This is a genomic window from Mycobacterium sp. SP-6446, from assembly GCF_001954045.1.
Taxonomy (GTDB): domain Bacteria; phylum Actinomycetota; class Actinomycetes; order Mycobacteriales; family Mycobacteriaceae; genus Mycobacterium.
Genome location: NZ_MBEM01000136.1, coordinates 61,429 through 74,066 on the forward strand (window position 1 = coordinate 61,429; position 12,638 = coordinate 74,066).

11 protein-coding genes and 1 pseudogene are annotated in these 12,638 nt (G+C 66.3%); 8 read left to right on the plus strand and 4 right to left on the minus strand.

Features of this window, described 5'->3' with window-relative positions:
• The first annotated feature begins 75 nt into the window (after positions 1 to 75).
• Positions 76 to 1,038, plus strand: a complete 963-nt coding sequence (gene holA, locus A5736_RS11960; protein WP_139333273.1) for a DNA polymerase III subunit delta — start codon at positions 76 to 78, stop codon at positions 1,036 to 1,038.
• A 10-nt stretch (positions 1,039 to 1,048) separates the two neighbouring features.
• Here holA and rpsT read toward each other — a convergent pair whose 3' ends face one another.
• A complete protein-coding gene (rpsT, locus tag A5736_RS11965; protein ID WP_076064408.1) occupies positions 1,049 to 1,309 on the minus strand; it encodes a 30S ribosomal protein S20 in 261 nt (86 codons plus the stop codon).
• Between the two features lie 146 nt (positions 1,310 to 1,455).
• On the opposite strand from rpsT, the gene A5736_RS11970 reads away from it, so the two are divergent.
• From A5736_RS11970 to A5736_RS11985, 4 genes are read left to right on the plus strand one after another with little or no spacing between them, the layout of a single operon-like run.
• A complete protein-coding gene (locus A5736_RS11970; protein ID WP_076128287.1) occupies positions 1,456 to 3,153 on the plus strand; it encodes a circularly permuted type 2 ATP-grasp protein in 1,698 nt (565 codons plus the stop codon).
• Complete coding sequence (locus A5736_RS11975) at positions 3,153 to 4,130, plus strand: alpha-E domain-containing protein (protein WP_076246352.1); 978 nt, start codon at positions 3,153 to 3,155, stop codon at positions 4,128 to 4,130. Before A5736_RS11970 ends, A5736_RS11975 begins: the two co-directional genes overlap by 1 nt.
• The gene (locus A5736_RS11980; protein ID WP_076246354.1) at positions 4,130 to 4,969 is read left to right on the plus strand and encodes a transglutaminase family protein; all 840 of its coding nucleotides are present in this window, start codon (positions 4,130 to 4,132) and stop codon (positions 4,967 to 4,969) included. The genes A5736_RS11975 and A5736_RS11980 overlap by 1 nt, the downstream gene beginning before the upstream one ends.
• Positions 4,970 to 4,979: 10 nt before the next feature.
• Positions 4,980 to 5,651 (plus strand): hypothetical protein, encoded by a 672-nt coding sequence (locus A5736_RS11985; RefSeq protein WP_076246356.1) that lies wholly within the window; start codon positions 4,980 to 4,982, stop codon positions 5,649 to 5,651.
• On the opposite strand, the gene A5736_RS11990 is transcribed toward A5736_RS11985, so the two are convergent.
• Positions 5,644 to 6,477 (minus strand): ribonuclease Z, encoded by an 834-nt coding sequence (locus A5736_RS11990; protein ID WP_076128279.1) that lies wholly within the window; start codon positions 6,475 to 6,477, stop codon positions 5,644 to 5,646. The genes A5736_RS11985 and A5736_RS11990 overlap by 8 nt on opposite strands.
• 161 nt (positions 6,478 to 6,638) lie before the next feature.
• Here A5736_RS11990 and A5736_RS11995 point away from each other — a divergent pair, with 161 nt between their 5' ends.
• The gene (locus tag A5736_RS11995; RefSeq protein ID WP_076128326.1) at positions 6,639 to 7,067 is read left to right on the plus strand and encodes a CBS domain-containing protein; all 429 of its coding nucleotides are present in this window, start codon (positions 6,639 to 6,641) and stop codon (positions 7,065 to 7,067) included.
• A gap of 77 nt (positions 7,068 to 7,144) precedes the next feature.
• On the opposite strand, the gene A5736_RS12000 is transcribed toward A5736_RS11995, so the two are convergent.
• Positions 7,145 to 7,747, minus strand: coding sequence for a type II toxin-antitoxin system PemK/MazF family toxin (locus A5736_RS12000; protein ID WP_076128277.1), 603 nt, complete (start codon positions 7,745 to 7,747; stop codon positions 7,145 to 7,147).
• A gap of 21 nt (positions 7,748 to 7,768) precedes the next feature.
• Between A5736_RS12000 and lepA the strand changes: the two are divergent.
• A pseudogene (gene lepA / locus A5736_RS12005) lies at positions 7,769 to 9,681 on the plus strand (translation elongation factor 4).
• Positions 9,678 to 10,445: a sensor domain-containing protein gene (locus tag A5736_RS12010; protein ID WP_217695749.1), complete on the plus strand. Its 768-nt coding sequence runs from the start codon at positions 9,678 to 9,680 to the stop codon at positions 10,443 to 10,445. Before lepA ends, A5736_RS12010 begins: the two are co-directional and overlap by 4 nt.
• A 37-nt stretch (positions 10,446 to 10,482) precedes the next feature.
• Here A5736_RS12010 and A5736_RS12015 read toward each other — a convergent pair.
• Positions 10,483 to 12,638, minus strand: a 2,156-nt coding sequence (locus A5736_RS12015; RefSeq protein WP_139333270.1) for an alpha/beta fold hydrolase, incomplete at its 5' end; no start/stop codon positions are given.

Sequence of the window (12,638 nt, forward strand, 5' to 3'; positions counted from 1 at the left end):
GGTCGCCATCATCGGACTGGGCGGGCCCTAGTCGGACCCACGTGACACCATCGTGGGGTGAGCGAGCCTGCGCCGTTGCACCTGGTCCTGGGAGACGAGGAACTGCTGGTCGAGCGGGCGGTGGCCGACGTGCTGCGGTCGGCGCGGCAGCGTGCCGGCACCGACCCCGGGGCCAACGATGTGCCGGTCAGCCGGATGCGGGCCGGCGACGTCAGCACGTACGAACTCGCCGAGCTGCTAAGCCCATCGCTGTTCGCCGACGAACGCATCGTCGTGCTGGAGGCCGCCGGCGACGCGGGCAAGGACGCGGCCGCGATGATCGCCGCGGCCGCCGCCGACATCCCGGCGGGCACGGTGCTGGTCGTGGTGCACTCGGGTGGCGGGCGGGCCAAAGCGCTGGCCAACGAGCTGCAAAAGCTCGGTGCGCAGGTACATCCCTGCGCGCGGATCACCAAGCTCAGCGAACGCATCGACTTCATCCGCAAGGAGTTCCGCGCGCTGCGCATCAAGGTCGACGAGGAGACGGTGACCGCCCTGCTCGATGCGGTCGGATCCGACGTGCGCGAACTGGCCTCGGCCTGTTCGCAGCTCGTCGCCGACACCGCCGGTGCCGTCGATGCGGCCGCGGTGCGCCGCTATCACAGCGGCAAAGCGGAGGTGAAAGGGTTCGACATCGCCGACAAGGCGGTCGCCGGCGACATCGAAGGAGCCACGGAGGCGCTGCGGTGGGCGATGATGCGCGGCGAGCCGCTGGTGGTACTGGCCGACGCCCTGGCCGAGGCCGTGCACACCATCGGCCGGGTTGGGCCGCTGTCCGGCGACCCCTACCGCCTCGCGGCGCAGCTGGGGATGCCGCCCTGGCGGGTGCAGAAGGCGCAGAAACAGGCGCGCCGCTGGTCGCGCGACACGGTGGCGGTCGCGATGAAAGTGGTGGCGGAACTCAACGCCAACGTCAAGGGCGCCGTCGCCGACGCCGACTACGCGTTGGAATCCGCGGTCAGGCAGGTCGCCGAGCTAGTGGCCGACCGCGGCCGCTGACTGTCCGAGCTCAGAGCTTGTTCAGGGCCTTGGCCAGCGCGGACTTCTTGTTGGCCGCCTGGTTCTTGTGGATCACGCCCTTGCTGGCCGCCTTGTCCAGCTTGCGGTTGGTCGACACCAGCAACTCCGCGGCCTTGTCCTTGTCGCCGGCGTCGGTGGCCTCCCGGAACGCGCGCACGGCGGTGCGCAGCGAAGACTTCACCGACTTGTTGCGCAGGCGGGCGCGCTCGTTCGTCCGATTGCGCTTCTGCTGCGACTTTATGTTGGCCACGCGTTGTTTCCTTCTTAGATTCGGTGTTGGCTTGAGGCGCCCGATGTACCCGGCGGCGATTGCCCAGGTTATCAGTCGGTTACGTTTTCTCCCAAAAGGGGAAACCGTGACCTGCCGCAACGTCAATTTGAGGCAGCATCTGAAAAGTGAGTCTTACGAGCCAGCTTGAGGAGACCGGGCAAGGGTCGCGCGGCCCGGCGCGACCGCAGCCACGCTCCGAGCGCATCTTCGGCGGATACAACACCACCGACGCCTATGCGATGGCCTTCGACGAGATGTTCGACGCACAGGGCAACGTCCGCGGCCCGTATAAGGGCATTTACGCCGAGCTCGCGCCGTCGGACGTCTCGGATCTCATGGCTAGGTCCGAGGCGCTGGCCCGCGCGTTCATCGACCAGGGCATCACGTTTTCGCTGTCGGGTCAGGAGCGGCCCTTCCCGCTGGACCTGGTGCCGCGGGTGATCTCGGCCGCCGAGTGGAGCCGGCTCGAGCGCGGCATCACCCAGCGGGTCAAAGCCCTCGAGATGTATCTCGACGACATCTACGGCGACCAGGAGATCCTCAACGACGGCGTCATCCCGCGCCGCCTGGTGACGTCCTGCGAGCACTTTCACCGCCAGGCCGTCGGCATCGTCCCGCCCAACGGCGTGCGAATCCACGTCGCCGGCATCGACTTGATCCGCGACGAGAAGGGCAACTTCCGCGTCCTCGAGGACAACCTGCGCTCCCCGTCGGGGGTGTCGTACGTCATGGAGAACCGGCGCACCATGGCGCGGGTTTTTCCGAACCTGTTCGCCACCCACCGCGTGCGTGCCGTCGACGACTACTCGTCGCACCTGCTGCGCGCGCTGCGCAACTCGGCGGCCACCAACGAGGCGGACCCGACGGTCGTCGTGCTGACCCCCGGGGTGTACAACTCGGCGTACTTCGAGCATTCGCTGCTGGCGCGGCAGATGGGCGTCGAGCTGGTCGAGGGCCGCGACCTCTTCTGCCGCGACAACCAGGTGTACATGCGCACCACCGATGGCGAACGCCAAGTCGACGTCATCTATCGGCGCATCGACGACGCCTTCCTCGACCCGCTGCAGTTCCGCGCGGACTCGGTGCTCGGGGTGGCGGGTTTGGTCAACGCGGCCCGCGCCGGCAACGTCGTCATCTCCAGCGCGATCGGCAACGGTGTCGGCGACGACAAGCTGGTCTACACCTACGTGCCCACCATGATCGAGTACTACCTGGGCGAGAAGCCGCTGCTGGCCAATGTGGAGACCTACCGGTGCTGGCTCGACGACGAGCGCGAAGAGGTGCTCGACCGGATCGACGAGTTGGTCCTCAAGCCGGTCGAGGGGTCCGGCGGCTACGGCATCGTGTTCGGACCCGAGGCCACCGAGAAGGAGCTGGCGGCCGTCAGCAAGAAGATTCGCGACGATCCACGAAGCTGGATCGCGCAGCCGATGATGGAGCTGTCGACGGTCCCGACTCAGATCGACGACGAACTGGCGCCCCGCTACGTCGACCTGCGGCCGTTCGCGGTCAACGACGGCGACGACGTGTGGGTGCTGCCGGGTGGGCTGACCCGGGTGGCGCTGGTCGAGGGGTCGCGGGTGGTGAACTCCAGCCAGGGGGGTGGCTCCAAGGACACGTGGGTGCTCGCGCCGCGCGCCGCGGCCGTCGCGCGCGAGCTGGGCGCCGCGGAGGTCGTGCGTTCGCTGCCGACATCCATCTCCGACCCGGCTCCGGACGGCTCACGGGCGCAACAGCCCCTGCAGGCCGAGCAGCCGCAGGACGAGCAGCCGCAGCAACAGCAACAACAACAGCAGCAGCAACGGCAGAAGGCGATCCGCTGATGCTGGCCCGCAACGCCGAGGCGCTCTACTGGATCGGTCGCTACGTCGAGCGCGCCGATGACACGGCGCGCATTCTCGACGTCGCGCTGCACCAACTGCTCGAGGATTCCAGCGTCGATCCCGATCAGGCGTCACGCTTGCTGCTGCGCGTCCTCGGTATCGAACCCCCGGACCACGACCTGGATGTGTGGTCGCTGACCGACCTCGTCGCCTACAGCACCAGCAATCAGGGTGGCTGCTCGATCGTCGACGCGATCACGGCGGCCCGCGAGAACGCGAAGTCGGCGCGCGAGGTGACTTCCAGTGAAATCTGGGAGTGCCTCAACACCACCTACCATGCCCTGCCCGAACGCGAACGGGCCGCCAAACGCCTTGGGCCGCACGAGTTCTTGTCGTTCATCGAGAGTCGCGCGGCGATGTTCGCCGGCCTCGCCGACTCGACACTGTCCCGTGACGACGGATACCGCTTCATGTTGCTTGGCCGAGCAATCGAGCGCGTCGACATGACCGTGCGGTTGTTGTTGTCGCGGGTCGGGGACAGCGCGTCCTCGCCGGCCTGGGTGACGCTATTGCGTTCGGCCGGTGCGCACGACACGTACCTGCGCACCTACCGGGGTGTGCTGGACGCGACTCGGGTGGTCGAGTTCATGTTGCTCGATCGGCTGTTTCCGCGTTCGGTGTTCTATTCGCTCCGGCTGGCCGAGCACAACCTCGACGAGTTGCTGCACAATCCGCAGAGCCGAATCGGCGCCACCGCGGAGGCGCAGCGGCTGCTCGGTCAGGCTCGCAGCGAGTTGGAATTCCTGCAGCCGGGTGTGTTGCTGGAGTCGCTCGAAAGCCGCTTGGCCGGCTTACAGGCGACCTGCCGCGATGTCGGAGAAGCGTTGTCGCTGCAGTACTTCCACGTCACCCCGTGGGTGGCGTGGTCGGATGCGGGCGAGCGGACCAGGCTAACCAGCAGGCAGGGGGACGCCTGATGTGGCGGATGCGGGTGGTGCACACCACGGGGTACGCATACCAGTCGCCGGTGACCGCCTCGTACAACGAAGCCCGGCTGACGCCGCGGTCGGATACCCGGCAGAACGTCATCCTCAACCGTGTCGAAACCATTCCGGCCACGCGGTCCTATCGCTACATCGACTATTGGGGCACCGCCGTGACGGCGTTCGATCTGCATGCGCCGCACGCCGACCTCACCGTGACGTCGTCGTCGGTCATCGAGACCGAAGAGCCGGAGCCGCCCGCGATGGAGGCGGGGTGGGGCGACCTGCGATCCGAGGTGGTGATTGACCGGTTCGACGAATTGCTCCGCCCCACCGCACACGCCCCGGCAAGCAAACGTGTTGCGTCCGTGGGCAAGAAGATCGCGAAAAGCCATAAGCCCCAAGAAGCCGTCGTCGCCGCGGCCAAGTGGGCACACGACGAGCTGGTCTACCTTCCGGGTACCACCGGCGTGCATTCGTCCGGACTCGACGCGCTGAACGAGGGCAAGGGCGTCTGCCAGGACTTCGTGCACCTGTCGCTAATGGCCTTGCGCAGCATGGGAATTCCCGCGCGCTATGTGTCGGGGTATCTGCACCCCAAACGCAACGCCACAGTGGGCGATACGGTCGACGGGCGAAGTCATGCCTGGATTCAAGCCTGGACCGGAAGTTGGTGGAACTACGACCCCACCAACAACACCGAAATCACCGAGCAGTACGTCAGTGTGGGCGTCGGCCGCGACTACACCGATGTCGCCCCGCTCAAAGGGATCTACTCGGGCGAGGGCGCAACCGACCTCGACGTGATCGTGGAGGTCACTCGGCTGGCGTAGGGGTGACCGGATGCAAGACTCGTCAGCGCCGGGCCGTCTGGCCTTGTCGGGCCTCGCGCTGCTGTGCGTCGGGCTGCTGTTCGGCGGAGTGGCAGTAGGCGTGGTGCTGGGCGGCGTGCCGCCGTTGCCCTATGGGGCGATGGGTGCGGTCGTCGCGTACGTCCGGGCAAAGCCGGTCGCGCTGCAAGTGGTTAGCACCGCGGTGTTCGCCTCGTCGGTACCGCTTGCGATGTACGCGGCGATCGCCGCCGCCCGGTTGCGGCAGCTCGGTGTGGCCCGGCCCGCGGCGGCGATCGCGCTGACGGGCGGGACGTTGGCGGCCGGGGCGTTGGGGCTGACGGCGTTGTTGGGCTGGACATTGTCGCGGCCCGAGATAAGTGCGGACGCGGCGCTGGTTCGGGCGATCTACTTCCTGGCGTTTCTGATCGGCGGCCCGGGGCACTTGGTGGCGTTGGGCCTGTTGGTCGCCGGGATGGCGGTGCCGGGTCGCGCGCGGAGATTGCTGCCCGGGCCGCTGGGCTGGACGGGGCTGGTGGTTGCCGCGCTCGCGGAAGTGACGGCGCTGGTGCTGGCGTGTCCGGAACTGGGCGTGATTCTGCCGATCGCGCGCGTCGCGGTTCTGGTCTGGTTGGTGGCGGCCGGCCTGCAGCTCGGGCGAGCGTTGCCGCGACCGCCTAGCTGACTTCGACCCGGTGCAGGTCGTCGCCGAGCTCGATCTGCCCGGCGAACTCGGCGGCCGCTAGCGTCCGCCACTGCTCTTCCTGCCCCGGCACCAGGGCGGGTACGTAGTGCGTCATGACCAGGGTTCCCACCCCCGCTCGGGCCGCGGTCGCCGCCGCTTCCTCGACCGACGAGTGGTAATCGCAGATGTCCTGCAGCCGCTGTTGCGGGATGTTGGAGACGATGTCCTTACGGATTACAGTGTGCACCAAAGCGCCTGCGCCGCTTGCCAATTCGTCCAGGCTTGCGCAGGGGACAGTGTCCCCGGCCAGCACGACCGACGCTGACCCGAACTCGACCCGGAATCCGATGGTCGGAGCCACCGGCCGGTGATCGGTAGGCGCCACTCGGATCGACACGCCGTCACGGTCCCACACCGGACCCTCGGTGTATTCGTGGACGTCGACCGGCGGCGGCGCGTTCAGGTCGGCGTGGTGAGCGATGCGGTAACCGATGTCGTGGTGCAACGCGTTCAGCGTCGCCTCAACGGTTTCCGCGGTGCCGGGAGGTCCGATGATCGGTAGCGGGACGGGCTCCGGGCTGAAGGTGCTGACCCAGCGCGTGATCAGGACGTCGCCGAGGTCGCCGATGTGATCGCTGTGCAGGTGCGTGAGCAGCAGCGCCGATAATCCGCTGGCGCCCACGCCGATCGCCGCCGCGCGTTGCAAGACGCCGCGACCGCAATCGACCAGGAAGACCTGCCCGCCGGCCCGCACCAGGGTCGACGGTCCGGCGCGGTTCGGGTCGGGGATGGGGCTTCCGGTTCCGAGCAGGGTGACCTCGATCATGGCCCTATCCTCGCGGACACCGTCGGCGAACGTGGGTGTTTCGGGGCGCGGACGTGAGGGTAATGGAGAGCATCGGCTCTCGGTCCTCGCGTCGGCTTTCCCGCCGCGCAAGTTGGCCGTAGCCTGGTGTGAAGCAGCTCACAACCGCCTGGGAGGCCTTAATGCGGATAGCGGACGTTTTGCGCAACAAGGGTGCGGCGGTGGTGACGATCAATCCCGAGGCAACCGTCAAGGAGCTGCTCGCCGGCCTCTGCGAGCAGAACATCGGCGCCATGGTCGTGGTTGGTGCCGAAGGTGTCGTCGGGATCGTGTCGGAACGCGATGTCGTGCGCCAACTGCACAAACACGGCGCGAGCGTGTTGTCCCGCCCGGTCTCGAAGATCATGACCTCCACGATCGCCACGTGCACCAAGTCCGACACGGTCGACTCGTTGACCATGCTGATGACCAAGAACCGGGTGCGCCATGTGCCGGTGCTGGAAGGCAAGAAGCTGATCGGCATCGTCAGCATCGGCGACGTCGTGAAGACCCGAATGGAAGAACTGGAGGCCGAGCAGCAGCAGCTGCAGTCCTACATCACGCAGGGCTGACTCGGCGTCGCGCCGAGCGTGTACTCAGCGCGAAAATCTCGTCGTTTTTTCGCAGTGGTTACACGCTCGGCGAGAATTCAGCGCCAGGCGTACTCGGCCCGCAGCCGGGCGGCCACCACGTCGAAGATCTCGCGTTGCAGGATCGCGCCCTCGCGTCGTATCCCTTCCTCGGGCACGTCGAGCACCCGGTCCAGCCGGACCCAGCTCTGTCTGCCCTCGTAATCCCAAGCGCCGGAACCGATCCCAACCCAGTCGGGGTCGGTGGCGTGCCGCTCCTGGCTGGACACCATCAGCCCGAGCAGCACGCTGCGGTCACGGCCCACGACCAGCACCGGCCGGTCCTTGCCGCGGGTGGGATCGTCCTCGTAGACGACCCACGTCCACACGATCTCCCCGGGGTCAGCGCGGCCGTCGAGGTTCGGCGCGTAGACCAGTTTGCGGGCTCGCTGCGCGGTGGGAAAGCTGGTGCTGGTCACCGGACGGCCCGCGGTGATCGCGGCCGGCGGCTGCGGAGCGACGGCGGCGATGACGTTCGCGGTGATCTTCACCGCCTGCTGAAGTTCCCGCAGCACGGCTTGCGAGTTCTGCACTTGCCGGACCAGCCGCGGAGCACGATCGAAGACCAGGTTCTCCGCGAAGCGCTGAAACGTCTTCCACTGCGATTTCCGGGCAGACGCCATATTCGCAGCATAGACGCGCCGATTGTGTCCGGGCCGCGGCGCGTGGATACCCTTGACGCACCACCGAACCGCCAGTCGACCAGGAGATTCCCATCAGCAGTTTCGCCGACAAGACCTTTACGGCACCGGCGCAGATTCGGAATTTCTGCATCATCGCCCACATCGATCACGGCAAGTCCACGCTCGCCGACCGGATGCTTCAGCTCACCGGTGTCGTCGACGAGCGGTCGATGCGTGCCCAGTACCTCGACCGGATGGACATCGAGCGCGAGCGCGGCATCACCATCAAGGCGCAAAACGTGCGGCTGCCGTGGAAAGTGGGAGACGACGACTACGTCCTGCACCTAATAGACACCCCAGGCCACGTCGACTTCACCTACGAGGTGTCCCGTGCGCTGGAGGCCTGCGAGGGCGCGGTGCTGCTGGTCGACGCCGCGCAGGGCATCGAGGCTCAGACCCTGGCCAACCTCTATCTGGCGCTGGATCGCGATCTGCACATCATCCCGGTGCTCAACAAGATCGATCTGCCCGCGGCCGACCCCGATCGCTACGCCGCCGAGATCGCCCACATCATCGGCTGCGAACCCGCCGACGTGTTGCGGGTGTCCGGTAAAACCGGGGAGGGCGTAGCGGACCTGCTCGATCACGTGGTGCGTGAGGTGCCGCCGCCCCAGGGCGACGCCGACGCCCCGACCCGCGCGATGATCTTCGACTCCGTCTATGACATCTATCGCGGCGTGGTCACCTACGTGCGCGTGGTGGACGGCAAGATCACCCCGCGCGAACGCATCGCGATGATGTCCACCGGCGCCACCCACGAGCTGCTGGAGGTCGGCATCGTCTCGCCCGAACCGAAGGCCAGCGAGGGCCTGGGCGTGGGCGAGGTCGGCTACCTGATCACCGGGGTAAAGGACGTGCGGCAGTCCAAGGTCGGTGACACCGTCACCACCGCCCGTCACGGCGCCACCGAAGCGTTGACCGGCTACCGCGAACCCAAGCCGATGGTCTACTCGGGCCTGTATCCGGTCGACGGCTCCGACTACCCGGATCTGCGCGACGCCCTGGACCGGCTGCAACTCAACGACGCCGCCCTGACCTACGAACCGGAGACGTCGGTGGCGCTGGGCTTCGGGTTCCGCTGCGGGTTCCTGGGCCTGCTGCACATGGAGATCACCCGCGAGCGCCTGGAGCGCGAGTTCGACCTGGACCTAATCTCGACGTCGCCGAACGTCGTCTACCGGGTGATCAAAGAGGACGACACCGAGATCGTGGTGACCAACCCGTCGGACTGGCCCGAGGGCAAGGTCCGCACCGTCTACGAGCCCGTGGTCAAGACGACGATCATCGCCCCGAGCGAGTTCATCGGGACGATCATGGAGCTCTGCCAGTCGCGCCGCGGCGAGATGGGCGGCATGGACTACCTGTCACCCGAACGGGTGGAACTGCGCTACACCATGCCGCTCGGGGAGATCATCTTCGACTTCTTCGATTCGCTGAAGTCGCGCACCCGTGGTTACGCCAGCCTCGACTACGAGGAGGCCGGCGAACAGGAGGCGCAACTGGTCAAGGTCGACATCCTGCTGCAGGGCGAGGCCGTCGACGCGTTCAGCGCGATCGTGCACAAGGATTCGGCGTACGGGTACGGCAACAAGATGACCACCAAGCTCAAGGAACTGATCCCGCGCCAGCAGTTCGAGGTGCCGGTGCAGGCGGCGATCGGATCGAAAATCATTGCGCGCGAAAATATTCGAGCGATCCGCAAGGACGTGCTGTCCAAGTGCTACGGCGGTGACATCACCCGCAAGCGCAAACTTCTGGAAAAGCAGAAGGAAGGCAAGAAGCGGATGAAAACCATCGGGCGGGTCGAGGTGCCGCAGGAAGCGTTTGTGGCCGCATTGTCCACCGATGCCGCGGGGGACAAGGCAAAGAAGTGACAAATCGGTGGTGCTCGTTGACCGCCGCGTTATCGGTGGCAATGATCGCCGCCACTGCGTGTACCCAAACCGCCGGCGGCACAGCACAACCGGCGCCGAACCTGAAGCCGCGCCCACTGACGGGTTCAGCAATCACGCAGGTCCTTCTCGACGACGCCGCGCTGACGGGGATTCTCAACCAATCCTTCGAACGCGACACTGGCGTGTCGGCGTGGTCCGGGGGCCCCGAAAAGTTGCGCCATCCTTTCGACTCGGCCACGCCCGCCGACTGCCTCGGTGTCGCGGTATTGCTCGACCAAAGGGCCTACCAATCCTCTAGCGTCAAAGACGTTGCTGGCGCGTCGTGGCGGCACACAGGCGAGGCAGCCAAGGTGCAGGGCGTAATCGAGGGAGTAACGACACTGCCCACGGCCGCCGACGCCGCCGCGCTCTTCACGAAGTTCTCGGCGCAATGGAGCCGCTGCGATGGCACGACGCTGAGCCTGCCGGCCGGCGAAATCGGCTTCACCGACAAGATCGCTGACGTTCGTGTCGCCAATTCCGTTCTTGCCGCGACTGTTTCGATCTATTCGAGTTACTCCGAGTTACTCGGCGGACCGATGCCCGACGCGCGGGCCATCGGTGTCCGGGGGAATTGCCTCGTCGAGGTCGATGTCATGTTCTCCAGCGGCCATCACCCATCCGACCAGGGGTCCGGCGACATCAACACCAGCGCCGTCAACATCGCACACGCGATGATGGACAAGGTCAGCGGGCTGAGCTGAACGCTTAGGTTGGCGCGTTGGCGGGCTGGCACGTCCGTCACTGGGTAGTTCTTTCCAGCTCGTGCTCGAGTATTTGGCCGATCGCGGCAATCGGCTCCGGCAAGTCCATGTCGGAATGCTGGCTTTCGATCTTGTGGGCGGACACATGCCCTTTCAGGTACGGTGCCCATGCCGCGAGATATTCCTCCGGTGGTCTTGGCTCGTTGACAGTCGGTATGAACAGTACTGAGCGGCCGTCGTAGCTCGGCGACACGAAGTCGTTGAGCATTTCGACACTATTTTTGGTCAAGGCGATGACGACGTTCGCCAGCGATTCGTATTCAGGGTCGTCGATCGAAACACCGTAGCGATCGTTCGCCCATGCGTTGATCAGGCTGCGCGTATCGCTTTCGGAGAAGTCTGACAGCAATAGCGGGTCGTCCTCATACCTGGGAACGCTGGCGATCAGCCCCAACAGTGCGACCTCGTGTTCGCGGCGTTGGAGCTCTGCCGCCATCGCCTGAGCCACGACGCCGCCGAAGGACCAACCCAGCAGAATGAAGGGCCCTTCCGGCTGCACGGCCAGTATTTGCTCGATGTAGTCGTTTGCCATGGCGGGTATCGACGCGGCGAACGGCGTCGTGCCGTCGAGACCCCGCGCCTGCAACCCGTAGATGGGTCGGTCACGAAGATGCTCCGCCAGCCCGCGGTAACCCCACGCCATTCCGCCCGCCGGGTGGATGCACCACACAGGCGGCTTGGTTCCGCCCACTCGCAGAGGTAAGACGGTCGCGAACGCATCCACGAACTCAGAAACGGGTTCTCGGGCAATCCATTCGGCGAGTTGGGCGATGGTGGGGGCGTCGAAGATTGCCCGGATTGGGACTTCGATTCCGAGTTCGGTACGGATGTGCGCGACTAGCCGGATCGCCGAGAGGGAGTGTCCGCCCAGGGCGAAAAACCCGTCGTCGATTCCCACCCTGCTCGCCCCGAGCACTTCGGCGAACAGCGCGGCCAGCACTCTTTCGAGTGGATCGCGCGGCGCTCGGTAGGCCACGTCGCTGACGAGCTGCGGGGCCGGCAGCGCCTCTCGGTCAAGTTTGCCGTGCGCCGTCAACGGCAGGGCCTCGAGGGCTATGACCGCCGCCGGCACCATGAACTCTGGCAGCCGTGTCGCCGCATATCGTCGGATGTCGGCCGCCAGTGCGGCGGAGGTGGTCGCGTCGCTCGCGGCGGTTGGTGGTTTGGGCACGACATAGCCCACCAATTGCTTGTCGTCGATGTCGCCGGCGGCATTGGCGGCGCTGCGGGCGACGACCACCGAGTGGGCTACCCGGGGGTGGGCGGTCAGGACGGCCTCGACCTCGCCGGGTTCCACCCGAAATCCGCGGATCTTGACCTGCTGATCGGCCCTGCCCACAAACTCCAGTGAGCCCTGCGCGGTCCATCGCCCGACATCTCCGGTGCGATACATACGTATGCCCGGCGCTCCCGCGCCGATGAACGGACACGCCACAAACCGCGTGGCGGTCAACGCCGCGCGACCCCGATATCCCCGAGCGACTCCCGCGCCGGCGACATACAACTCACCTGGCACTCCCACGGGCGCCGGACACAATCCCGCATCAAGCACGAACACCCGCATGTTGCCCAATGGCGCACCGATCGGCACCGATGCGCCGTCGAATCCGTTCGCCCGGGGAATGGCGTATGTCGCTGCGCAGACTGTGATTTCGGTGGGTCCGTAGGCGTTGATCATCGCCAACTCCGGATGCCCATTCCGCAACTTGTTGACCGCCGCCGGCGAAAGCGCAGCGCCGCCAGTTTCGAGCAGCTTTAGCTGGTCCAGACAGTCCGGATCTTCCTCTGCCAGTTGGTGAAAAAGCGCCGTGGGCACGAACATCGACGTCACGCCACGATCGGCGATGAGCTGGCGGAGCGCGGCCACATCCGGTTGGCGCGTCAACACCACCAGGACTCCACCCTGGAGCAGGGCTGGCCAGATTTCACACGCCGAACTGTCGAACCCTGGCGACATGATCATCGACATCCGGGCCCTTGCACGTTCTGCCGGCCAGTGGTGCCACGCCATATTGATCAGACCGTGGTGGGTGATGGCGACGGCTTTGGGGCGTCCGGTTGATCCTGAGGTGTACATGATGTAGGCGAGGTTGTCCGGTGTGGGCGGGTGGGGGGGGGGGGGGGTTGTGGTTG